This window comes from Burkholderia sp. AU16741 (assembly GCF_002223345.1).
Classification (GTDB): domain Bacteria; phylum Pseudomonadota; class Gammaproteobacteria; order Burkholderiales; family Burkholderiaceae; genus Burkholderia; species Burkholderia sola.
On record NZ_NKEZ01000008.1, the window covers coordinates 736,921 to 759,191 of the forward strand.

General features: G+C 67.4%; 19 protein-coding genes. 12 read left to right on the forward strand and 7 right to left on the reverse strand.

What is annotated here, in order from left to right:
• Positions 1 to 344: 344 nt before the first annotated feature.
• From CFB89_RS23780 to CFB89_RS23805, 6 genes are all read left to right on the forward strand, one after another.
• Positions 345 to 896: a fimbrial protein gene (locus CFB89_RS23780; protein WP_089470002.1), complete on the forward strand. Its 552-nt coding sequence runs from the start codon at positions 345 to 347 to the stop codon at positions 894 to 896.
• A gap of 110 nt (positions 897 to 1,006) precedes the next feature.
• Positions 1,007 to 1,747, forward strand: a complete 741-nt coding sequence (locus CFB89_RS23785; protein WP_089470003.1) for a molecular chaperone — start codon at positions 1,007 to 1,009, stop codon at positions 1,745 to 1,747.
• 203 nt (positions 1,748 to 1,950) lie between these two features.
• Positions 1,951 to 4,545 carry a fimbria/pilus outer membrane usher protein gene (locus CFB89_RS23790; protein WP_089470004.1) on the forward strand — a complete coding sequence of 865 codons (2,595 nt, stop codon included), beginning with the start codon at positions 1,951 to 1,953 and terminating at the stop codon, positions 4,543 to 4,545.
• 333 nt (positions 4,546 to 4,878) lie between these two features.
• The gene (locus tag CFB89_RS23795; RefSeq protein WP_256979770.1) at positions 4,879 to 5,559 is read left to right on the forward strand and encodes a fimbrial protein; all 681 of its coding nucleotides are present in this window, start codon (positions 4,879 to 4,881) and stop codon (positions 5,557 to 5,559) included.
• A gap of 155 nt (positions 5,560 to 5,714) precedes the next feature.
• Complete coding sequence (locus CFB89_RS23800) at positions 5,715 to 5,969, forward strand: GlsB/YeaQ/YmgE family stress response membrane protein (RefSeq protein WP_089470006.1); 255 nt, start codon at positions 5,715 to 5,717, stop codon at positions 5,967 to 5,969.
• Positions 5,970 to 6,333: 364 nt separating this feature from the next.
• A complete protein-coding gene (locus CFB89_RS23805; protein ID WP_089470007.1) occupies positions 6,334 to 6,669 on the forward strand; it encodes a hypothetical protein in 336 nt (111 codons plus the stop codon).
• 26 nt (positions 6,670 to 6,695) lie between these two features.
• Here CFB89_RS23805 and CFB89_RS23810 read toward each other — a convergent pair whose 3' ends face one another.
• The 3 genes from CFB89_RS23810 to CFB89_RS23820 all read right to left on the reverse strand — a co-directional run bounded on the left by CFB89_RS23810 (position 6,696) and on the right by CFB89_RS23820 (position 9,652).
• A complete protein-coding gene (locus CFB89_RS23810) occupies positions 6,696 to 7,568 on the reverse strand; it encodes a LysR substrate-binding domain-containing protein (protein WP_089470008.1) in 873 nt (290 codons plus the stop codon).
• Between the two features lie 106 nt (positions 7,569 to 7,674).
• Entirely contained in the window at positions 7,675 to 8,574 is a 900-nt protein-coding gene (gene bla, locus CFB89_RS23815; RefSeq protein ID WP_089470009.1) for a class A beta-lactamase, read from the reverse strand.
• Between the two features lie 208 nt (positions 8,575 to 8,782).
• On the reverse strand, positions 8,783 to 9,652 hold the full coding sequence (locus CFB89_RS23820) for a peptidoglycan DD-metalloendopeptidase family protein (RefSeq protein ID WP_089470010.1): 870 nt from the start codon (positions 9,650 to 9,652) through the stop codon (positions 8,783 to 8,785).
• A 500-nt stretch (positions 9,653 to 10,152) separates the two neighbouring features.
• On the opposite strand from CFB89_RS23820, the gene CFB89_RS23825 reads away from it, so the two are divergent.
• The 3 genes from CFB89_RS23825 to CFB89_RS23835 all read left to right on the forward strand — a co-directional run bounded on the left by CFB89_RS23825 (position 10,153) and on the right by CFB89_RS23835 (position 14,133).
• Positions 10,153 to 11,049 (forward strand): LysR substrate-binding domain-containing protein, encoded by an 897-nt coding sequence (locus CFB89_RS23825; protein ID WP_089470011.1) that lies wholly within the window; start codon positions 10,153 to 10,155, stop codon positions 11,047 to 11,049.
• Positions 11,050 to 11,095: 46 nt separating this feature from the next.
• A complete protein-coding gene (locus CFB89_RS23830; RefSeq protein WP_089470012.1) occupies positions 11,096 to 11,482 on the forward strand; it encodes an ester cyclase in 387 nt (128 codons plus the stop codon).
• Positions 11,483 to 11,970: 488 nt separating this feature from the next.
• A complete protein-coding gene (locus CFB89_RS23835) occupies positions 11,971 to 14,133 on the forward strand; it encodes a hypothetical protein (protein ID WP_089470013.1) in 2,163 nt (720 codons plus the stop codon).
• A gap of 84 nt (positions 14,134 to 14,217) precedes the next feature.
• On the opposite strand, the gene CFB89_RS23840 is transcribed toward CFB89_RS23835, so the two are convergent.
• Positions 14,218 to 14,958, reverse strand: a complete 741-nt coding sequence (locus CFB89_RS23840) for a sulfite exporter TauE/SafE family protein (protein WP_179233520.1) — start codon at positions 14,956 to 14,958, stop codon at positions 14,218 to 14,220.
• A 133-nt stretch (positions 14,959 to 15,091) separates the two neighbouring features.
• Positions 15,092 to 16,093, reverse strand: coding sequence for an aldo/keto reductase (locus tag CFB89_RS23845; RefSeq protein ID WP_089470015.1), 1,002 nt, complete (start codon positions 16,091 to 16,093; stop codon positions 15,092 to 15,094).
• Between the two features lie 142 nt (positions 16,094 to 16,235).
• Between CFB89_RS23845 and CFB89_RS23850 the strand changes: the two genes are divergently transcribed.
• Positions 16,236 to 17,147: a LysR family transcriptional regulator gene (locus CFB89_RS23850; protein WP_089470016.1), complete on the forward strand. Its 912-nt coding sequence runs from the start codon at positions 16,236 to 16,238 to the stop codon at positions 17,145 to 17,147.
• Positions 17,148 to 17,190: 43 nt separating this feature from the next.
• Here the strand turns inward: CFB89_RS23850 and CFB89_RS23855 are convergent, their stop codons facing one another.
• On the reverse strand, positions 17,191 to 18,345 hold the full coding sequence (locus CFB89_RS23855; protein WP_089470017.1) for a porin: 1,155 nt from the start codon (positions 18,343 to 18,345) through the stop codon (positions 17,191 to 17,193).
• Between the two features lie 381 nt (positions 18,346 to 18,726).
• Here CFB89_RS23855 and CFB89_RS23865 point away from each other — a divergent pair, with 381 nt between their 5' ends.
• Positions 18,727 to 19,824, forward strand: a complete 1,098-nt coding sequence (locus CFB89_RS23865; RefSeq protein ID WP_089470590.1) for an OpgC domain-containing protein — start codon at positions 18,727 to 18,729, stop codon at positions 19,822 to 19,824.
• A gap of 61 nt (positions 19,825 to 19,885) precedes the next feature.
• The gene (locus tag CFB89_RS23870; protein WP_179233521.1) at positions 19,886 to 20,830 is read left to right on the forward strand and encodes an esterase family protein; all 945 of its coding nucleotides are present in this window, start codon (positions 19,886 to 19,888) and stop codon (positions 20,828 to 20,830) included.
• Positions 20,831 to 20,926: 96 nt separating this feature from the next.
• Here CFB89_RS23870 and CFB89_RS23875 read toward each other — a convergent pair whose 3' ends face one another.
• Positions 20,927 to 22,141 carry an FAD-dependent monooxygenase gene (locus CFB89_RS23875; protein ID WP_089470018.1) on the reverse strand — a complete coding sequence of 405 codons (1,215 nt, stop codon included), beginning with the start codon at positions 22,139 to 22,141 and terminating at the stop codon, positions 20,927 to 20,929.
• Between the last annotated feature and the right edge of the window lie 130 nt (positions 22,142 to 22,271).

The window sequence follows — 22,271 nt, forward strand, 5'->3', positions numbered from 1 at the left end:
GGCCGGCCGTTCCCGCTTCAATTCGCTTCGAATAACGCATGACCGCCCACGAACGGCGGATAGCGCGAATATCGGGCGGCGCGACCACGAAATCGGTACCCCGACCGATTTCGATAACGGGGCACATACGCGCCGCCCTGCCTGCCCCCTCCCTTCCCTCTGACCGCCCCTGCGGCAGTCAACCAAAAACTTCGTACGCGTACTAGATAAATGGATTATCGATTCGTACGAGTCGCATTACAAAATCATTACGAAGTCCGCATAATTTGACCCGAAACGCGCCATTCTGAAATTTAAATTCAATTCGCGCTTTCGAACGTCGAACTTTATTTGGGACTTCAACCATGAAAAACATCAAGCACAGCGCCATCCCGCTTCTCCTCGTCGCAGCCGGCGCAGCCTTTTCGTCCACGGCCCACGCGGCGGACGGCACGGTCAGCTTCGTCGGCAAGGTCATTGCATCGACCTGCAGCGTCGATGGCGGATCGGATCTCACCGTCCCGCTGCCGCCGGTCAGCACCACCGCGCTCACCGACGTCGGCTCCGTCGCCGGTCGCAGCGCATTCTCGCTGGCGCTCAAGGGCTGCACGGTCGGCGGCGAAAATCCGGTGAAGGTCGGCGTGATCTTCGAAAACGGCGCGAACGTCGATCAGTCGAGCGGCCGCCTGACGATCGACACGGGCGCCAAGGCCGCGACAGGCGTCCAGATTAACGTGCTGGACGATCAACAGAAGCTGATCCCCATCGGCGCTCAAACCTCTGCGAGCACTCAAATCGCCGATATCGACGCCGAAGGCAACGCGAAGCTGAACTACTTCGCCGAGTACTACGCGTCCGGCGCCGTGAAGGCCGGCGACGTCAACTCGCGCGTCGAGTACTCGCTGATCTATCAGTAAGAACGCACGCGTGGAGGTCGCCGCCCCGGCGATCTCCACCCCGTCACGCCGCGCGGCACGGAACTGCCGTTTCCGTCCGCTTCCGTCCAACGATCCGACTCTCCACGCCCATGAAACTGTTGAAGCTCCTCCGTACGCTGACCCTGGCCGTCACCGCATTCGCGTCGCAAGCCGACGCAAGCGTCGTGATCGCCGGCACGCGCGTGATCTTCCCGTCCAGCGAGCGCGAGGTCACGATCCAGCTCACGAACGACAGCAAGCGTCCGGCGTTGGTGCAGGCGTGGCTCGACGACGGCGACAGCAGCGCGTTGCCCGAGCACATCGACGTGCCGTTCACGTTGACGCCGTCGATCTTCCGGATGGAAGCCGGCAATGGCCAGACGCTGCGTCTCGTGCACACCGGCGAACCGCTGCCAGCCGACCGGGAATCGCTGTTCTGGCTGAACGTGCTCGAAGTGCCGCCGAAAGCGTCGGCGGAAGAAAACCGGAACCGCATCCAGCTTGCGTTCCGCTCCCGCATCAAGATCATGTATCGCCCCGCCGGGCTGGCCGGCAGCGCCGACGATGCGCCCAGCCAGCTCGACTGGCGCGTGGTGCGCGCCGATGGCGGCTACGCGCTCGAGGCCCGCAACCCGACGCCGTTCGTCGTCAATTTCGGCAACGTGCTGCTGAATGCCGCGGGCCGCAAGCATGACGCCGGCATGGGCTATGTGCTGCCCCGAAGCACGCAACGATTCCCGATCAAGCATCTCGCCGACGCGCCCGCCGCGGGTGCAACGGTCGAGTTCGGCAGCATCGACGACTGGGGCCGGTCGACCGACATCAGGCGTCCGGTCGGCATCGCTCCGTAACGCGGCAGAAGCCGGCCGCGCGCACCGCGGGTGCGGCCGCCCGCTTCCCTTCCTTTCGTCCGCCGCCCTTTCCGCCGTCTCGACCGGACGGCCCGGACCCGGAATCCCCTGACTCGACATTCGTCACGCAGCAACGCGCACGCCCACGCGACTGCGCCGGCGAAACGCATCCGTTCGATCCGAAACCATCTGGAGTACTGCTCATGACCTCGACTCGACTGCCATGCCATCGGGCGGCCGACCTGCCACGCGTCAAGCCGATCCATCTGCTGGTGATGGCCTGCGTCGGCGCGTGGTCGAGCGACGGCCGTGCGACGACGCAAGCCGCCGCCGCAAGCACGTTCGCGCAAGTCGAGTTCGACGGCGCCTTCCTGCAGAACCGCCTGGGCAAGCATTTCGACGTGTCGCGCTTCGCGCAGCGCAACGTGACGGCGCCCGGCACGTATACCGTGGATCTCCATGTCGGCCCCGACTGGATCGGCCGCTACGACGTGCGCTTCGCGGCCGCGCCCGAGTCGGGCGACGCGCGGCCATGCTTCGACCGCACGCTGTTCGAGCGCGTCGGTATCGATTTCACCAAGCTCGCGCCGGATGTCATCGCGCAGCTTGCGAGCCCCGACGCCTGCCTGCGCGTCGAGCAAGCGGTGCCGGAAGTCAGCGCGACGTTCGACTTCGCGCGGCAAACGCTGCGGCTCTCGATTCCGCAGGCGTCGCTCGCGCGCAAGGCGCGCGGCTACGTGAACCCCGATCAATGGACCGCCGGCGAAACCGTCGGCCTGCTCGGCTACAACTTCAATCTCTACACGTCGAAGGCCAGCGGCCATACCGCGCAGACGCAGGGCTACCTCGGCCTGAACGGCGGCGTGAATCTCGGCGCCTGGCGCTTTCGGCACGAAGGTTCGTATTCGTGGTCGTCGCGCGGGCAGAGCCGTTACCAGGGCATCGCGACCTATCTGCAGCGCGACCTGCCGTCGCTGTCGTCGCAACTCGTCGTCGGCGAAAGCTACACGTCGGGCGAACTGTTCGATTCGACGCAGTTCCGCGGCGTGCGCCTGTCGACGGACGACCGGATGCTGCCCGATTCGCTGCGCGGCTACGCGCCCGTGGTGCGCGGCATCGCGAACAGCAATGCCAAGGTCACGATCCGCCAGAACGACGTGACGATCTACGAGACGACGGTCGCGCCCGGCAATTTCGAGATCGACGACCTGTACCCGACCGGGTATGGCGGCGACCTGCAGGTGTCGGTCGCCGAGGCCGACGGCTCCGTGCACTCGTTCTCCGTGCCTTACGCCGCCGTGCCGATGTCGCTGCGGCCGGGCATCGGCCGCTACAGCTTCGTCGCGGGCACGCTGCGCAATCCGTACGGATCGAGCCAGCCGCTGTTCACACAGGCCACGTACCAGCGCGGCCTGACGAACCTGCTGACGGCCTATGGCGGCGTCACGCTCGCCGGCGGTTATGCGTCCGCGATGCTGGGCAGCGCCCTCAATACGTCGTTCGGCGCATTCGGCGCGGACGTGACGCATGCGATGACCTCGATTCCCGGCGCGAAGCGCTACAGCGGTTCGAGTGTGCGCGTCAGCTATGCGAAGTCCATCGATACGACCGGCACCGACATCGCGCTGGCCGCCTATCGTTATTCGACCGACGGCTATTTCGGCCTCAACGACGCGATGCAGGCGCGCGATGCCGTCCGGGACGGACGCCCGGCCAGTTCGGTCTGGCGTCAGCGCCATCGCGCATCGCTTGCGCTCACGCAGCGCCTCGGCGCGACCGGCGGACGCATCAACGCCACGGCTTCGACCGTCAACTACTGGAACCGCTCCGGCTCGGACGTCAACTATTCGATCGGCTACACGAACCAGTTCCGCAACGTGTCGTATAGCCTGACGGCCACACGGCAGCGCAATGCCGGCGGCGACATGGGCACGCTCTATTACGCGAGCGTCACGATCCCGCTCGGCCACGCGAGCCCGACGACCGTCTCGGGCAACGTGTCGCGCGACACGCTCGGCCGCACCCGGCTGCAGTCGACGCTGTCCGGCTCGCTCGGCGACGATCACGCGCTGTCGTACAGCGTCAGCGCGAACCACGCGTCCGGGTCGGGCTCGGCCACGGACGGCAGCGCAAACGTCACGTACCGCGCGCGCATGGCCGAAATCAATGCGAGCGCGGGCGCGAGCACCGACTTCCAGCAGGGTTCGCTCGGCGTGCGCGGCGCGCTCGTCGCGCACCGCGGCGGCATCACGTTCTCGCAGCCGGTGTCCGAGACGTTCGCGATCGTCGAGGCGCCCGGCGCGGCCGGCGCGCGCATCACGAACGCGGCAGGCGTCAAAGTCGACGGCAACGGCTTCGCGGTCGTCCCGTACCTGACGCCCTACAGCCTCAACACGGTCGCGCTCGATCCGAAGGGAATCTCGATGGACGTCGAGCTGAAGGAAACCAGCCGACAGATCGCGCCGCGCGCCGGCGCGGTGCCGCTGATCCGGTTCGCGACCGACACTGGCCGCGCGGCGCTCATTCAGGCGCCGCAGGCCGACGGCACGCCGTTGCCGTTCGGCGCCACCGTGCAGGACGAAACCGGCAAGGAAATCGGCGTCGTCGCCCAGGCGAGCAAGATCTTCGCGCGCGGGCTCGGCGACAGCGGCACGCTCACCGTTCGATGGGGCGCCGACCGCCGCTCGTTCTGCCGGATCGCATACGCGCTCCCCGTCGTCGACCGTCGCGGGCACGCGTCGGGCATACAGACCGTCAAGAGCGTCTGCCGCGCCGATTCGACGACCGCCGCACAATAAGGAACCCAGATGACCCACTTCTCTTCATCGTCCACATCGATCCGCGCAGCGCGCCGCCCACGCATGGCGCACTCGAGTGAAGTTCGGGGCGGCGTTGCCCGACGCGCGTCGCGCGTCGCCGCGATTGCATCGACGTTGCTGCTCGCATGCGCGGCGTTCGCGACCGACGCGGCCGCAGCCGGCCTCTATGCGTTCGGGCAGGCCACGGTTTCGAGCCCGGCCAACGCGGCGCCCGGGGTCGTCGTCGCGCGTCATTACTTCACGCCGCAGGACGTATGCGGCGCGAGCACTTGCCAGATCACGAGCATCAGGATGTATCCGAAAGGCGGCGTGATGACGTCCGACGGCCCCGACCTGGAAACCAACGTGTCCGGCCTGTCCACGCGCATGCTCGTCGACGGCAACGTGGCTGTGTCGTCGACGAAGACGACGCTGCGTAACACGCTCGAAGTCATGCTGTTTCGCGACAGCCGCCAGCCTCAGGACGGCTCGCTCAATTCAGGCATGATCAGCGCCTATTACACGATCTATTACAAATCCGGTCTCCTGGGCGGATCGACTCCCGTCTTCCTCGCCGCGAAGGTCAGCTTCATCAACGGAACCTGCTCGGTTCCCGACCAGACCGTCACGCTGCCGCCCGTGCAGCGCCGCGACTTCAACGGCGTGGGCTCCACCGCCGGCGCGACCGAGTTCCAGGTGCGGTTGAACAACTGCCCGGCCGGCTACAACCGGATCGGATACCAACTGGCGCCGCTCGACGACGTCGTCGCCGGGATACCGGGTGGCATGCAGCTGCGTCCGGATGCGACTGCAGCCGGCATCGGCATCCATATCGCCGATGCGACGACCGGTCAGCCGCTGACGCTGCGAAAATCGCACACGGTGACCGGCTACAACGCGGCCACCGGCGGATCGCCGTCGATTCCGCTCAGGGCGTCCTATCTTCAAACAGGCGGGAAGATCGGTGGCGGTTCCGTGCATGCCGCGGCGCAGGTGCTGCTCGACTACCAATGAACGATATGTGTGCGCGGCAGCGCCGACATCCGTGCGACACCGTGGCGTGCGATACTCGGCACGCCGCGCGCGGGTTCGCCGCTACCGGGAACCCTGGTGCGCCGCGCGGGTCCATGACGTTTCGTCAACCACTCAACAGCAACCGGGAGGCATCCATGCTGCAATTCATCGAAACCCTGGTGGTCGGGCTCATCGTCGGCCTCCTCGCCCGCGCACTGAAGCCCGGCGACGACAAGATGGGCATCGTGATGACCGTCGTGCTCGGCGTCGTCGGTTCGCTGGTTGCCGGCTACGTCGGCCGCGCCGCCGGCTGGTATGCACCGGGCCAGGGCGCCGGCTGGATCGCGTCGATCATCGGCGCGATCGTGCTGCTCGTCGTCGTGGGTGCGATCCGCAAGCGCGCGGGCTGAACACCGCATACCGCGCTCCGACGCAAACGGCCGCTCGTCCCGCACGAGCGGCCGTTTTCTTTTGGCGAATCGTCATCCTCAGGATTGTCGATTCGTTGAGTCCTCAACGATTTACCCGCAAACGCTGCATCCATTGACGCGCGTCAGCCGAGCGTACGTTATCGGCAATACCCTGACTTGCGGCCGCACAAATTTGAGATAAATTGATTGAAGGAACGCGGCGTCGTTTGCTCGGCGTCGTGATTTCCGGGTTTCTCCCTCAAGAGGTTCGATGAACTTGCCGTTTACGCATACAGCACCGCAGCGTTGACGGACTGCCATTCGAGCGGCCTCGCTGCGACGCGCTTCCTCTCTGGAGCCTGTCATGAAGCATCGTTCGTTTGCCGCCTCGCTCGCGCTGGCTGCCTCGCTTCTGGCCTCGTCCTCGTCCTTTGCCGCCGGCGCGTCCGGCATCATCCACTTCACCGGCATGATCGTCGAGCCGCCGTGCTCGTTCGCGCTCGACACGGCCGACGCCGCGCATGCGCACGTGCGCCCCGACTGCCCGCGCCCGGCGAGCGGACAAGTCGCGTTCGTCGACGCGGCCAGCCTGCGCACGATCAAGACCACGGCCTTTACGCAGGCCTCGCGCGCAATCGTTTTACCTGTCCGTCCGGGCAACGCGAACGCGCCGATGATCGCGGTCGTCACCTATCAGTAGCACTCGCTGCGGGGAAACGTCGCGCGTCAGTCGCGATGGCGCGCGATCCAGTCGCTGAACGCGCGGATCTTCTGCTGGCTGCCGAGGTTCTCGGGATAGACGAAGAAGTAGCGCGCGCCCGTTTCGAGCACGATGTCGAACGGCCGTTCGAGCCGGCGCGCGCTGACGTCGTCGTCGACGAGCGTCACGTCGCCGATCGCGACGCCGAAGCCCTGCATCGCCGCGTTCGTCGCGAGATCGAGCGTGTCGAACGTCGGCCCGCGCGCGGGATCGACGCCACGCTCGCCCGCATGGTCGAGCCACGCACGCCAGTCGCGATGGTCGCGCGTGGGATGCAGCAGCGTATGGCGCGCGAGATCGCCGACCGTGCCGAGCGGCGACGCCTGCCGCAGTTCGGGCGCGCAAACGGGTGTCAGCCGCTCGTCGAACAGTGGCAGCGCGACCACGCCCGGCCCCGGCGACGTGCCGTAGACGATCGCCGCGTCGAACGGCTCGCTCGAGAAATCGACGACGTGCTGCCACGCGGTCGTGATCTGCACGTGGAGATCGGGATGTTCGCCCTGGAAGCGCATGATGCGCGGCAGCATCCAGCGCATCACGCAGGTCGGCACCTTCAGCGCGAGATCGGTGCGCTGCCGCGTGAGCTTCATCGAGATGTCCTCGATCCGCGCGAAGCTCTCGTCGACCACCGGCAACAGTTGCTCGCCCTCGGCCGTCAGCGTGAGGCCCTTCGCATGCCGCTTGAACAGCGGAAAACCGTAGTGCGCCTCGAGCGTCTGGATCTGCCGGCTCACCGCGCCCTGCGTGATGCACAGCTGCTCGGCCGCGCGCGTGAAGCTGCGGTGGCGAGCCACCGTCGAGAAGATCTGCAGCGCGTGCAGGGGCGGAAGTCGGCGCATGGCGAACGGGAAACGAAAAACGACGCGGAAGAACCGCGCGCCGACGCCGGCGCGCGCTGATCGACACGATAAGCCAAACGCCGGCTTCGCGCGAGACGCCGAAGGTTCAGGCCGCGGCGGTCAGCGCGCCCGCCGCGATGCGCGCCGCCGATGCGACGACGTCCGCGCGCGCCGCGGCGGCGGCGTCCGGCTGCGTGAACGACACGGCCATCACGATCGGCGCGCGCGACGGCGGCCACAGCACCGCGATGTCGGTCGTCGTGCCGTAGCCGCCGGTGCCGGCCTTGTCGGCCACGCGCCAGCCGGGCGGCACGCCCGCCGCGATGCCGGCCGCGCCGCGTGCGCCGCCGGCCATCCATTCCGTCAGTTGCGCGCGCTGCGGCTCGCGCAGCGTGTCGCCGAGCAGCAGCCGCTGCAGCGTGTCGACCATCGCGACCGGCGTCGACGTGTCGCGCTCGTCGCCGGGGGCGGCCCGGTTCAGTTCGGGTTCCCAGTGATCGAGACGGAAGGTGGTGTCGCCGCTTTCGCGCGCAAACGCCGTGACGGCCTGCGGGCCGCCGAGCACGCCCATCAGCAGGTTGCCCGCGCCCTTGTCGCCCGACTGCAGCATCGCCGCGCACAGCTGCGCAACCGTCATGCCGGTATCGACGTGGCTCTCCGTCACCGGCGAGCCGGACACGATTTCATAGCGGCGGTACAGGATGCGGCGCGGCAGCAGCGACGCGTCGAGCGAGCCGCGCGCGAGCATCGCGGCGGCGGCCATGACCGCATACGTGCCGCACAGCGGGAAGCGCTCGCGCGCATGGTGCGCGATGCGCACGCCGTTCGACGTATCGAGCGCGGCGACGCCGAGCCGTCCGTTCGACGCTTTTTCGAGTGCGGCGAGTTCGGCTTGCGCGGTATGGGCGCGCCCCTGGTCGGCGACCGGCGCGGAAGTACACGCGGCAACGAACGGCGCGGCAACGGCGGCAAGCAACAGCGAGCGGCGTGTCGGAGAGTGTTCCATGAATGAGGTCTGTTCTGTCGGAAACGGTGGCGCGAAGCGACGCGGCCGCGCATCGACGACGCACGACCGTTCACGCCGACGGCCGGCCCGCGACGGCATTCGCCGCGCATCCCCGAAAGACGCCCGTCGCCCCCGCGCGGTGGCGGGATTCGCATGAACACCTAGCGTAGCAGCGACCGCCGTCGCGTTCCAGCGAAACGACCCGACTTCACCCTTGCGACGAAGGCAGGTACGGCATCGGATTCACCGGCTTGCCGTCGCGCCGCACCTCGAACAGCAGCGCGACGCGCGAGTTGTCGAGGTCGCCCATCTCGGCGATCGCATCGCCCTGATGCACGATGTCGCCCGTCTTCACGAGCAGCTTGCGGTTGTGCGCATAGGCGGTCAGGAAATCCGCGTTGTGCTGGACGATGATCAGGCTGCCGTAATCGTTCAGGCCGGTGCCCGCGTACATCACGCGGCCGTCGGCCGCGGCGCGGACCGGGTCGCCCGGCCGGCCGGCGATCTGGATGCCGCGGTTCTGCCCGGGCCGGAACCCTTCGACGATCTTGCCGCTTGCGGGCCACTTGAGCGCGACACCGCCCGCATGACGCTTCGTTTCCTTGACGACCTGACGGTCGTTCGCGGTCGACGCGCTGGCCGGCGAAGTGGCCTGCGAAGTTCCCTGCGCGGTGGCCTGATTCCCCGCCGCATCATTGCTCGCGACGGCCTGCGTGCCGGCCGCGCCCGCGGGCGGCAGCGGCTGCTGCTTGACGATGCGCAGCACCTGCCCCATGCGCAGCCTGCCGTTCGCGGCCAGCTTGTTCCAGGTGCGCAAGTCGGTCACGCTGCAATCGTTCGCGGACGCGATGCCCGTCAGCGTGTCGCCGCGTTTCACGACGTACTTGCGCGCGACGAGAATGGGCGCAGGCGGCATCGGCGCGGGCGACGGCGCCGCGGACGGGCTCGAATCGGAGGGTTGGGCCGCCAGCGTGTTGCTCGGCGGAACGGACTGCGTATTTGCACAACCGGCCATGACGAGCACGGCGGCCAGCCCCGACAGCCACGCCGCCTTGCGGTGAATCTCGCGCGTTTTCATGGACGATCCGACTCCGGTTTGACAATCTTTCAAGCATCTCAAAAACGGAACGGCCGACGTGTAACCGGATGCAAACAATGATGACAAACGATCACGGACCGGATGCCGGCCGGCATTCACTACCGGTAGTACGGCCCGATCCGGAAAAACTTGATGGTCTCGACGCGGAAAAACGGAAGAATTTTCGTCACAAAAAACTATGATTGATTCGTTTCGATAGCCTCACACGACGACATTCACCGCAACCATGCGACGAATTCGGCACCCGCCCACGCGATGCCGATACACAGGAACAGCAGATGCAGCGCGATCTTGAACGACACGCCCCATGACGAATCGATCTGCATGACGGGCTCCCCGGTTGATGTGCGTTCATGATCGGCCGCCGATCGCGTCCCGAAAATGCGGAAGCGGCGAACCGGGTCTCAGGCCGCCCCTGAGACCGGCGCCGCGGTTCCTGCTAACTTATCGGCCATTCCCCACCCATCGCTCCGCCCATCATGCGCTTCGACCTGACCGACCTGCGGCTTTTCCTGAACATCTGCGAAGCCGGCACGATCACGGGCGGCGCCGAACGCACGCACATCACGCTGCAGGCGGCGAGCGAACGCATTCGCGGGATGGAGGACGAGCTCGGCGTGCCGCTGCTGCACCGGACCAAGTCGGGCGCGCAGGCCACCGATGCGGGGCGCGCGCTCGAACATCACGCGCGCACCGTCCTGCAGCAGATCGATCACATGCGCGGCGAACTGCAGCAATACGGCCAGGGGCTGCGCGGCCATATCCGGCTGCTGTGCAACACCGCGTCGCTGAGCGAATACCTGCCCGATGCATTGGCCGATTACCTGCCGCACCATCCGAAGCTGTCGATCAGCGTCGAGGAACGTTCCAGCCAGGAGATCGTGCATGCGATCCGCAACAAGACGGCCGAGGTCGGCATCGTCGCCGATTCGGTCGGGCTCGGCGGGCTCGAACAGAAACCGTTCCGCGAAGACTGGCTGATCGTCGTCGTGCCGGCCGCGCATCCGCTCGCGTCGCACGACAAGGTCGCGTTCAACGACATCGCCGGCGAAGACTTCATCGGCCTCACCGACGGCAGCGCGCTGCAGGTGCATCTCGCCGACCAGGCGCGCGCGCTCGGCAGGCGAATCCGCTATCGCGTGCAATTGAAGAGCTTCGACGCGATCTGCCGCGTGATCGCGAGCGGCGTGGGCATCGGCATCGTGTCGCGGCATGCGGCCGAGCGCGCAATGCAGACGATGGACGTGCGGCTCGTCGAGTTGTCCGATCCGTGGAGCCATCGGAAACTGACGCTCTGCGCGCGGTCATTCGACGCGCTGCCGAAGTACACGCGCGAGTTCGTCGCGTTCCTGTCTGGCGACGCACCGCCGCCGTAACGCGCGCCGCATCCGACTCGCCCCATCGACATACGGAGACGTGACCATGACCGACATCGACCTCGCAACCCGCTATCGCGCGTATATCGACTGCCTGAACCGGCAGGACTGGACGGCGCTCGGCGAATACGTGTCCGACGACGTGATTCACAACGACCGGCCGCTCGGCCTCGCCGGTTACCGCGCGATGCTGGAACAGGACTTCCGCGACATTCCCGACCTGCGCTTCGACATCCGGCTGCTCGTGTGCGAACCGCCGCATGTCGCATGCCGCCTTCGCTTCGCGTGTTCGCCGAAAGGGACGTTCATGGGGCTCGCCGTCGACGGCCGCAAGGTCACGTTCGCCGAGAACGTGTTCTACGAGTTTCACGACGGCAAGATCCGGCAGGTGTGGTCGGTGATCGACAAGGCGGCGATCGAGAAGCAGCTTTGAACGTCGTCGAAGCGGCGGGGCGGCGCATGTGGCTGCGGGTGGCCTTGAGCGGCTCGCTGCGTCTGGATTCTTATGGATAACGTTTTCTCTCCTCATGCAGCGAGAACCCGTTTCCTTGGCATGCTCCCGCTGGCCGCTTCACAGCTTCTCTGTCGCGCGATGACGCGGTCATCAAGATAAAATTCCCGCTACTTACGTGTAATTTCGACTCCCCCTCCCTCACACCCATTCGGGTTTCTACCGCCGTCTCCGACGTGAAAGTTCATTGACATCACGCCGCTCGATGCCTAAATTTGGAAAACGTTTTCCAATGCTCGAGCGAGATGTCCGTCATGACCCGCGCAGGGGGAACGCTTGCCTGCTCGATGTGCGAGGCAGGCCGTCCGCCTCAGGGATCAGGGTTTGCAGGTCGGGCGCCAGGTACGGCACCGAGCGCGGTATCGGCGATACGTGACCGTGCTTCACCACTATTCAAAACTGGAGACACCATGCATCCGCGCAGCAGATTCGCGCTCGGCGCCGCGCTCAGCGCCCTTTCCGTCGTGCTCGTGAGCGCGTGCGGCGGCAACGACGTGACGGACACACCGTCGTCGTCCCCTCCGTCCACCCCGCCCGCGCTTGCATCGAACTCGCTGCAGGCCGTCGTCTATGGCGCGCCCGACACCAGCGTGCCCGCCGGCACGAACGTCCCGGTCACGATGATGGGCCAGATGCGCGCGCTGTTCGACCTGATCCGGAAATCGCCCGATTTCACGCAGGTCGTGATGGATCTCGGCGACGGCACGCCCGTCCACGTGCTCGACACGAATACCGGCGACAAATTCCTGCCCGGCAAGCTCGCGCTCGGCCTGTCATACATCCTGATCGACATGAAGGCGAAGAACGACCCGCAATACGCGAGCTACCTCGCGACGTACCAGACGATCACGACCGCGATGATGGCGCAGTCGGGCGGCACCTACGCGTATGCGAACACGTCGTGGGGCGAGTACTACTACCTCGTCGCGCTGAACAACCTGAAGGCGCGCGGGATGCTCAACGAAGTCTTCAGCGACGCGATGCTCGCGACGCTGCAGCAGCGGCTCACCTTCTGCGACATGTTCGGCACCGACGCGAGCGGCAAGACCAATACGTGCCCGGCCGCCGGCACGCCGATCGACATCGCGTCGCTCAACACCGCGCAAAACTACTATGCGGTGTCCTACGGCATTGCCGGGCTGCGCCAGAAGCTCGGCTGGAGCAGCCCGTCGTTCGCATCGAAGACCGATCCGGCGGTCGCGACGATGAGCGCACGCGACGCGCTGCTGTACACGCTGACGAACCACATCCGCAACGACTCGTCGGGCGGGTTCTCCGACGAAGCGTCGAACACGCACACGACCTACTACGACCAGGCGCGCTTCGACCGCTACAGCACGCTGCTGATCGGCGAAGTGGTCGAGCGCACGTTCGAGATGGGCAACGAAGCGAATCTCACGCCGGAGTTGAAGGGCTATCTGCGCAAGTCGGTCGACCTGATCCTGCCGCAACTGAACGCCGACGGCCAGGGCTTCGACTACGGCCGCTCGATCGGCCCGTACGGCGATTCCGCGTTCATGGAGGTGCTGACGGCCGCGGCCAATGCCGGCGTGTTGACCGATCGCGAGAAACAGGTTGCGTATGCATTCATCTACCAGGCCGCGCGTCGTTTCGACACGTACTGGTACGACCCGTCGCTGCCGACGCCGTCGGTGAACATGTGGGTCAAGGGCCGCGGCACCGACACGTATCGCGGCAAGCCGCGCGTGATGGGCGAGAACTTCAGCCTGCTGCACCAGTACCTGTACGTGAACGCGTGGTGGAACAAGCTCGGCTTCGGCGGCCGGGCGCCGATGGGCGATGCGGACTACCGCGCGTGGCTCGACGCGCTGCCGCGCTACACGCTCACCTGGTACAACCAGCCGGGCGACGCCGCGCATCCGTACAGCGCCGCGTTGCTCACCGTGCGCGACGGCCGGCGCGTGATCAACCTGAACCTCAGCCAGGCGCCCGACTACGACTCGTACACGCCGTATTACCCGGTGCCGTTCTCCGACAAGCTGATCTACGGCACGACCGACCTCGGCTATGCGCTGCTGCTCCCGCAGGTGACGTACAACGCGAAAACCTACATTCCCGTCACGTACTACAGGAACCTGAACGTGCAGCAGAGCAACGGCCAGGTGATCGTGTCGTTCGACACGACGAAGTTCCGGCTCGCATCGAAGAACGCCGCGTACACGACGGATCTCGACCTGCAGGTGCACACTGTGCTGACGTTCGCGCACGGCGCGATTTCGCGCAGCGATGCGCTGAGTTCGGGCACGCTCGCGGGCAACCTCGCGGTCGAGACGGACTTCACGTCGTTCGCGGATTTCGCGTCGACGCAGGCCAATGGCGACGGCGTGTCGGTGACGTACGCGAACAGCGCCGCGACCGGTTATACGGCATCCGGGTTCGACAACTGCGCGCTGTCCGCCTTCGACACGGCGAACGGCGCGACGAATCCGTTGTCGACGACGCCGATCGGGCAGTTGCATTCGAACTTCGCGTGCACGACGAAACCGTTCGCGCTCGGCGCAGGCGCGACGCGTACCGTCGGATGGACGCTGAGGTACGCCGATCCGGCGTAAGCGGCACGACCGCCACCGCGTGACCGTTCCCGAAGCCGGCTGCCGAAACCGGCTTCGGGATCATTCAGCGCCGGGGTCGCGCGTTCACCTCCACCCCGATCCCGCCATATACGCGCCGAGCGCGATCAGCCCGACGAAGAAGCAACGCTTGAACACCTTCTCGCTCATCACGCGCCGCGCATATTGCCCGCCGGCCATCCCTGCGAGCGCCGGCACCAGCGCGAGCGCCGACACGCCGAGATCGACCGTCTGCAGTGCGCCCGTCACGCGCAACTGCAGGCCGAGCACGATCGTCGATGCGGTAAACGACAGCCCGAGCGCCTGGATCAGATCGTCCTTCGACAGCCGCAGCGCCTGCAGATAGGGCACGGCCGGTACGACGAACACGCCGGTCGCGGCCGTCACGACGCCCGTCAGGTAGCCGACCACGGCCGATAGCCATGTTTCATGGCGGCCCGGTGCGGGCAGCCGCGCCGCCGCCAGCCCCCACAGCCCGTAAAGCACCAGCACGATGCCGAGCGCCGTGTGCGTCCACGTACTGCCGGCTGCAAGCGCCGGCAACCCGCCCGTCAGCGTGCCGACGGTCAGGCCGACGAGCAGCGGCCACAGCCGGCGCAGCAGCGCGCCGAACGACGGGCCGAGCCACAACTGCCACACGTTGGTGATGAACGACGGCACGAGCAGCAGGCTCGCCGCGGCCGACGGCGGCATCGCGAGCGTCAGCAGCCCCATCGCGATCGTCGGCAATCCGAGCCCGATCATCCCCTTGACCGCGCCGGCCAGCAGGAAAACCAGCACGATGATCGTCAGCGTATGAATTGGCATGGCAGGCATCCCGTCCGTTGAGTGCGGCGCCGATGGTGCCTGCCCGCCACGCCGCCCGCCATCTGGCTTTGCCTGAGTGCTGGCTCGGGCCCGCCGGACGGGGCTTTCGGGACCGTCGATCCGGCCCCATGCGTCACCCCCGGCCCTGCTCGCTGTCGAGGTGCGCCATCTGCGCGGCCGGATAGCGCTCGCCGGCAGCCGCCCCGGCGGGAACCGCCGCTTCGATGCGGGCGAGCTCTTCGACCGTTAGTTGCAATTCGGTCGCCAGCAAACCGTCCCGCAGTTGCGTGCGCTTGCGCGCGCCGACCAGCGGCACGATGTCGGCGCCACGCGACAGCGCCCACGCAATCGCGACCTGCGCCGGATTGCTGCCCTTCTCGTCGGCGATCGTGCGCAGCGCGTCGACGAGCGCGAGGTTGTGCGTGAGGTTCTCGCCCTGGAAGCGCGGGCTCGCCGCGCGGAAATCGCGCTCGCCCTGCCGCGCCGCCGTCCAGCGCCCGCCGAGCAGCCCGCGCGACAGCACACCGTAGGCCGTCACGCCAATGCCGAGCTCGCGGCACGCGGGCAGGATCTCGGCCTCGATCCCGCGCGACAGCAGCGAGTATTCGATCTGCAGATCGGCGATCGGCGCGACGGCGGCCGCGCGGCGAATCGTGTCCGCGCCGACTTCCGACAGCCCGATATGGCGCACGTAGCCGGCTTTCACGAGATCGGCGATCGCGCCGACCGTCTCTTCGATCGGCACCGCCGGATCGACGCGGGCCGGCCGGTAGATGTCGAGGTAGTCGGTGCCGAGCCGCTTCAGCGAGTACGCGACGAAGTTCCGGATCGCCGCGGGCCGCGCGTCGTAGCCGGCGAACCCGCCGGCCGGATCGCGCAGCGCGCCGAATTTCACGCTGATCAGCACCTGGTCGCGCGCCCGGCCGCGCAGCGCGTCGCGGATCAGCATCTCGTTGTCGCCCATCCCGTAGAAGTCGCCGGTATCGACCAGCGTGATGCCGTGGTCGAGCGCCGCATGCAGCGTCGCGATGCTTTCGTCGCGGTCGGCCGGCCCGTAGAAATCCGACATCCCCATGCAGCCGAGCGCGATCGCCGAAACCTGCGGGCCCGTGCGGCCCAGTTGACGCGTGTCCATGTCCGTTTCCTTCGAATGGTGAGTGGATGAAACGGATTCTGGCCGCACGACGCCGCCCGATAAACGCGAAACGCTCCACCAAACCATTCGACGCTGATTAACAATGGAGCCTGTTCCCGTTCCCGCCAAGGTGTTCGCCCGCATGGACCATCTGCAAGCAATGCGCGTCTTCGCGCGCGTCGCCCATCTCGGCAGCTTCACGAAAGCGGCCGAGCAGCTCCAGTTGCCGCGCCCGACGGTCAGCAATGCCGTCCAGTATCTGGAAAAGCACCTGAAGATCCGCCTGCTGCAACGCACGACGCGGCGCGTCGCGCTGACCGCCGAGGGCGCGACCTACTACGAGCGCTGCGTGCGGTTGCTCGCCGATCTCGACGACGCGGAAACGCTGTTCGAGGATGCCGGCGCGTCGCCGCGCGGCGTGATCCGCATCGACCTGCCCGAACGTTTCGCGCTGAACCAGGTGATTCCGGCGCTGCCGGATTTCCACGCGCGCTACCCCGACCTGCGCGTCGCGATCAGCACGACCGACCGCTTCGTCGATCTCGTGGCCGACGGCATCGACTGCGCGGTGCGGGTCGGCGTGCTGTCCGACACGTCGCTCGTCGCGCGGCGCGTCGGCGAGATGCCGCAGATCAACTGCGCGTCGCCCGCCTATCTCGCGCGACACGGCACGCCGCGCTCGCCGGACGATCTGCCGGACCACGTCGCGGTCGGCTATTTCTCGAGCCGCACGGGCCGCGAACTGGACTGGGAATATGCGGACATGGATTCGGGCGAGCTGCACACGGTGAAGATGCGCAGCGTCGTGTCGGTCAACAGTTCGCAGGCGTATCTCGCGTGCTGTGTCGCGGGCCTCGGGCTGATCCAGGCGCCGCGCGACGGGCTCGCGCCGCTGCTCGAGGGCGGCTCGCTGGTCGAGGTGCTGCCGGAATGGCAGGCGCCGCCGTTGCCGGTGTCGGTCGTGTTTCCGCACAGCCGGCATCTGGCCCCACGCGTGCGGATCTTCGTCGACTGGCTCGCGGAAACGCTCGGCGGCGCGCACCGGGCGGACTGACGGCGGCCGTGCCGGGGCCGTTCGCCCCGGCGCCGGCGCCCCGTCAGAACTTGTGGCGGATCGCGGCGCGCACCGCGAACTGGTTCGACGATGCCGACGGCCCGTCCGTGCCGACGACATAGCCGCCGTCGGCGGCCGTGCCCGTCTTGTCGCCGCCCACCTTCTGCCACGCGCCCTGCAGATACACGTCGGTGCGCTTCGACAGGCTGTAGTCGGCCATCAGGCCGACCGTGTGGTACTTCGGCTTGAACGAGCCGGCCGCGGCATCGTACTTGCCGTCCGTGTACACGTACTGCGCGCCGAGGTAGAAATCGGGCGTGAGCTGGTATTTGCCGTTGATCTCGAAGTTCTGGAACTTCGTCGCGGTCAGCCCGAGGCCGGCGAACGTCGACGCCGGCAGATAGATCGTCGATACCGGGTTCTTCACGTCGGTCTTCGTATAGACGACGCCGACCGTCGCCGGGCCGAACGTGTAGTTGACGCCGCCGCCGAAGATGCGCAGCCGATCGGCGACGAAGTTCGCGTCGTCGGCCGCGATCGCGCCCGCGTTGCCGATGCCCGGGTTGTTCGCCTGCAGGTACGCGGCCGCGACCTGCAGCCCGGCCAGCGAATACTGCGCGCCGAGGCTGTACTGGCGGTTGTTCGAGAAGCCCGTGCTGTTGCTGAAGCTGTACGTGCCGCCGAACGTCAGGCCGTTCCAGTCGGCGCTCGCGTACTTGACCGTGTTGTTGACGCGGAACGAGTTGTCCGTGTTGTCGTTGTCGAACGGGTGCGAGAACAGCGTGCCGCCCCAGTTGCCGTTCGCGGTCAGCGGCGCGAGATAGTCGACGACGGCATCGTACTGGCGGCCGAAGGTCAGCGTGCCGAAGCGCGACTCGGACAACCCGACGAACGCCTGACGGCCGAACATCCGGCCGCCCTGGCCGAGCCGGCCGTTGTTCACGTCGAAACCGTTTTCCAGCGTGAAGACCGCCTTCAGCCCGCCGCCGAGATCCTCGCTGCCCTTCAGGCCCCACCGGCTGCCCTGCGCATAACCGCTCGCGAGCTGGTAATTGGTCTTTCCGACCCCATTGACGTTGACGTTGTTCGTGTAATTGAAGCCTTCGTCGATCACGCCGTACAGCGTCACGCTGGTCTCGGCGAAGGCCGGCGCGGCGAAGGCAGCGAGCGCGGCGGCAAAAATGACGTGCTTCCTCATGACGAATCTCCGGAGCCGGGGGCCGGGCTGGCCGTACGCCCGGCGAATGTTCGATCTGTTGTATGTGTGGCCCGCAGGGCGGACGACGCGGTGTGCGGCCGCGTGAGGACAAAATGGTGTCACGACGCAAACCGTCCGTCCATCGGGTGCGGGTCGTCGCGCGCAAAGCGTTGCGCTCGTCCAACTGCCCCGTTGCACGGACAGCCTGACGGGGCTTGTCGGCAGCGGCCGGCCGGCCCGCCATCCGCGTAAACCCGGAACGCTTCGCATCGGTGGCACAATGCGCATCCGTCCGCCATTTCTTCACGAAGTCATGCTTCACCCCGATTCATGCGCGGCGCGTGCCGGCCGTGCCCGCGGCCCGCGCCGGAAGGCGCTCCGATGACCGCGCCGGCCCGGGCCGGCCGCTACGCCGAGCTCGATTTCTTCCGCGGCCTCGTGCTGCTCGTCATCGTCGTCGACCACATCGGCGGCAGCATCCTGTCGCGCGTCACGCTGCATGCGTACGCGCTGTGCGACGCGGCCGAGGTGTTCGTGTTCCTCGGCGGCTTCGCCACCGCCATTGCGTACAACTCGCTCGCCGAGCGGCACGACGAGGCCGCCGCGCGCCAGCGTTTCATCCGGCGTGCGTTCGAGATCTACCGTGCGTTCCTCGTGACGGCCGGCCTGATGCTGCTGATCACCGCCGCGCTGAATGCGCTCGCGATCGACGGCCCGAACATGCCGACCAACGATCTCGACGGGCTGCTGCACAAGCCGCTCGCCGCGCTGCGCGACATCCTGCTGTTCCGCCGCCAGCCGTACCTCGCGTCGGTGCTGCCGATGTATGCGTTCTTCGCGCTGCTCGTCCCGCTCGCGCTGCCGCTCGCGCGCACGCAGCCGTGGCTGATGCTCGCGTTCAGCGGATCGCTGTGGTACGCGGCGCCGCACGTCGCACGCTTCTTGCCGACCGTCGAAGGCGCGCCGTGGGATTTCAACCCGTTCGCGTGGCAGTTCCTGTTCGTGCTCGGCGTGATCGCGCGCTGCCAGCCCGTCTACCAGACCCTCGCGCCGAAGCCGCAGGGCTGGCTGCTGACGGCCGCGGCGCTCGCGATCGTCGCGGCCGGCGCGTACTACCGGCTGCGCATCGAGCCGTTCCCGACCGATCCGTCGATCAAGCAGAACCTCGGCGCGCTGCGGCTCGTGAACTTCCTCGCGATCGCGTGGCTCGCGGCCAAGCTCGTGCACCTCGGCTGGATGAAGAAGGTCGCGCACGCGATGCCGTGGATCGGCACGATCGGCCGGCAGGGGCTGCTGTGCTTCGTCGCGGGCACCGGCATCTCGCTCGCGGTCGATTCGGTGCTCTACCAGGCGACCGAAGGCTATCTCGACGTGCCGCTCGGCCTCGCCGCCGACGCCGTCGCGATCGGGCTGCTGTATCTCGTGGCCAAACTCTACGGGCCGCTCGTCGCGCGGCTGCCGTTCCGCTCGCGGCCATGACGCGCCGCGCCGTCATGCGCCGCTGCTACGATAGCCGGCGCCACTCCCGAAACGATTCGCCATGCGCCGACTCGCCCTTCCGTTCGCCCTCGCCCTGATCGCCGGCGCGATCGCCACCGCCCACGCCACGCCGTCGGCGGCGCCTGCCGCCGCGCCAGCGCTATCGCCCGCGCCGCCGGCCATCCAGACCGCGACGACGCCGTCCGCCGCGCAGGAGCCGCCCGTCAATCCGGGCAGCGGCATCGTGCTGCGCACGTTCCGGTCGGCGTCGCTGAAGCGCGACTGGTCGTACACGGTCTACCTGCCGCCCGGCTACAACCCGGAAGGCGCACGCTACCCGGTGATGTACCTGCTGCACGGCAACGCGGGCAACGCGAACGACTGGGTCACGCAGGGCCGGCTGCAGGCCACCGCCGACACGCTGATCGAGCACCGCGACATCCCGCCCGTCGTGATCGTGATGCCGCAAGGCGGCACCGACTGGTACGTCGATCGCAAGGAGAAGATGCAGAGCGCGTTCCTCAACGACCTGCTGCCCGAAGTCGAAGCGCACTTCGCGGTGTCGAACCAGCGCGCGGGCCGCGCGATCGGCGGCGTGTCGATGGGCGGCTTCGGCGCGCTGCGCTTCTCGCTGCTCGAACCGGGGCTGTTCTGCGGCGCGATGCTGCTGAGCCCGGCGATCTACGCGAACGAGCCGCCGCTCAATTCCGCCGCGCGCTACGTCGGCGTGTTCGGCGATCGGCAGTTCGATTCGCGCGTGTGGCACGAGTTGAACTATCCGGCGCTGCTGCGCGGCTATTTCGCGCGCAACTGGCGTGTGCCGATGTTCATCGCGGCCGGCGACGACGACCTGACGATCCAGGCGGAATCGAGCGTGCTGTACACGCACCTGCGCCGCGCGCAGAACCCGGCCGAGCTGCGCATCGTCGACGGCGGGCATACGTGGGACGTCTGGCGCGGGTTGCTCGGGCAGGGGTTGAAGTATGCGCTGGAGTGCGTGAAGTAACGCCCGGCGGCCGTTGCGGCGATCGTTCCGGGCTGGCGGGTCGGTAATCGGCCGACCGCCGTCGCTGACCGTCGTGCCCTGCGCGCCGCCCGCCGCTCAAAGCCACGTCCCGCCCTGTCGCTCGCTCGGCTCCGTATCGAGCGCATCGAAATCGTGGATCCAGTCCAGGTGATGCAGCACGCGATCGCGGTCGGCCAGCCGCGCGTTGCGTGCCTGCGCGGCCGGCCCGTCGGGAAGATGCAGCACGTCGGCTGCCGAGATCGACGCATATTGCACCTTGCGCGTCCGGCCGCGGCGCAGCCGCTCGTAGGCTTCCTGCGCTTCGCGCCAATTGCCCGGGCCGGCCTTCGCCAATTGCGCGGCCAACACCACCGCATCCTCGATCGACTGATTCGCGCCCTGCCCGTGATGCGGCACCAGCGCATGCGCGGCATCGCCGATCAACGTCACGCGCCCGCGGCTCCATCGGCCGAGCGGCGGACGGTGAAACAGCCCCCAGCGCTGGCTGATCGGCACGGCCGTGATCATCTGCACCACCGCCGGATGCCAGTTCCGGAACGTACGCAGTTGCTCGCCTTCCTCGGCCGGCATGACCCACTCGCGCGACGGCCACGGTGACGGGTGCCGCTCGACCAGCAGGAAATTCTGGTCGCCGTCATCACCGATCGGATAGTGCAGCAGATGCCCGTGCGGCCCGACCCAGAACTGGATCGTGTCGGGATCGGGCAGCAGGTCCATGCGCGCGGCCGGCACCACGCCGCGAAAACCCGAACAGCCCGAATACAGCGCATCGTCGTAGCCGAGCATCCAGCGTCGTGTGATCGAACGCGCGCCGTCCGCGCCGATCACGAGATCGGCGTCGACCTGCGTGCCGTTGTCGAACGACAGCGTCACGCGATCGGGGTGTTGCGCGAGGTCGACCAGACGATGGCCGAGATGGATGCAGTCGAGGCCGACCGCCGTCGACAGCACGGCCTGCAGATCCGCGCGATGCACGCCCCAGTACGCGCCGCCGAATTGCCGGCGATAGTCGGGGGCGCCGCGATGATGGCCGATCACCGCGCCGCTGCGCCCATCGCGGTAGACGAGCCCCGGGATGTCCGCGCACACCGCATCGAAAGCCGCGCGCAAGCCCACGCGTTCGTAGAAGCGCGTCGCATTGGCCGACAGCGCGACCGCCGCGCCGACTTCGCGCAATTCAGGCGTCTGCTCGTAGAGCTGCGCGTCGATGCCGTGCTCGCGCAACGCGAGCGCGAGGGTCAAGCCGCCGATGCCGGCGCCGACGATCGCAATCTTCAGGTTCGTCTGCATGATGAAGGTGTCTCCGATGTATGTGAGGTGTGCGGCGGGCTCGGCGCTCGTGCCGAATGCATGCGCCGTATCGGTATTTTCAGGAGTGGACTTTTATCCGGCAATAAAATGAAATGAATCTGCTTCATCA

What these genes read in the sequence shown, in the direction of transcription:
- CFB89_RS23795 (WP_256979770.1), top strand. Translation starts at nt 4,879, where the DNA reads ATGACGTCCGACGGCCCCGACCTGGAAACCAACGTGTCCGGCCTGTCC.
- CFB89_RS23845 (WP_089470015.1), bottom strand. Translation starts at nt 16,093, where the DNA reads ATGGACACGCGTCAACTGGGCCGCACGGGCCCGCAGGTTTCGGCGATC.
- CFB89_RS23855 (WP_089470017.1), bottom strand. Translation starts at nt 18,345, where the DNA reads ATGAGGAAGCACGTCATTTTTGCCGCCGCGCTCGCTGCCTTCGCCGCG.
- CFB89_RS23790 (WP_089470004.1), top strand. Translation starts at nt 1,951, where the DNA reads ATGACCTCGACTCGACTGCCATGCCATCGGGCGGCCGACCTGCCACGC.
- CFB89_RS23810 (WP_089470008.1), bottom strand. Translation starts at nt 7,568, where the DNA reads ATGCGCCGACTTCCGCCCCTGCACGCGCTGCAGATCTTCTCGACGGTG.
- CFB89_RS23830 (WP_089470012.1), top strand. Translation starts at nt 11,096, where the DNA reads ATGACCGACATCGACCTCGCAACCCGCTATCGCGCGTATATCGACTGC.
- CFB89_RS23780 (WP_089470002.1), top strand. Translation starts at nt 345, where the DNA reads ATGAAAAACATCAAGCACAGCGCCATCCCGCTTCTCCTCGTCGCAGCC.
- CFB89_RS23820 (WP_089470010.1), bottom strand. Translation starts at nt 9,652, where the DNA reads ATGAAAACGCGCGAGATTCACCGCAAGGCGGCGTGGCTGTCGGGGCTG.
- CFB89_RS23865 (WP_089470590.1), top strand. Translation starts at nt 18,727, where the DNA reads ATGACCGCGCCGGCCCGGGCCGGCCGCTACGCCGAGCTCGATTTCTTC.
- CFB89_RS23785 (WP_089470003.1), top strand. Translation starts at nt 1,007, where the DNA reads ATGAAACTGTTGAAGCTCCTCCGTACGCTGACCCTGGCCGTCACCGCA.
- CFB89_RS23805 (WP_089470007.1), top strand. Translation starts at nt 6,334, where the DNA reads ATGAAGCATCGTTCGTTTGCCGCCTCGCTCGCGCTGGCTGCCTCGCTT.
- CFB89_RS23840 (WP_179233520.1), bottom strand. Translation starts at nt 14,958, where the DNA reads ATGCCAATTCATACGCTGACGATCATCGTGCTGGTTTTCCTGCTGGCC.
- CFB89_RS23870 (WP_179233521.1), top strand. Translation starts at nt 19,886, where the DNA reads ATGCGCCGACTCGCCCTTCCGTTCGCCCTCGCCCTGATCGCCGGCGCG.
- CFB89_RS23800 (WP_089470006.1), top strand. Translation starts at nt 5,715, where the DNA reads ATGCTGCAATTCATCGAAACCCTGGTGGTCGGGCTCATCGTCGGCCTC.
- CFB89_RS23850 (WP_089470016.1), top strand. Translation starts at nt 16,236, where the DNA reads ATGGACCATCTGCAAGCAATGCGCGTCTTCGCGCGCGTCGCCCATCTC.
- CFB89_RS23875 (WP_089470018.1), bottom strand. Translation starts at nt 22,141, where the DNA reads ATGCAGACGAACCTGAAGATTGCGATCGTCGGCGCCGGCATCGGCGGC.
- CFB89_RS23825 (WP_089470011.1), top strand. Translation starts at nt 10,153, where the DNA reads ATGCGCTTCGACCTGACCGACCTGCGGCTTTTCCTGAACATCTGCGAA.
- bla (WP_089470009.1), bottom strand. Translation starts at nt 8,574, where the DNA reads ATGGAACACTCTCCGACACGCCGCTCGCTGTTGCTTGCCGCCGTTGCC.
- CFB89_RS23835 (WP_089470013.1), top strand. Translation starts at nt 11,971, where the DNA reads ATGCATCCGCGCAGCAGATTCGCGCTCGGCGCCGCGCTCAGCGCCCTT.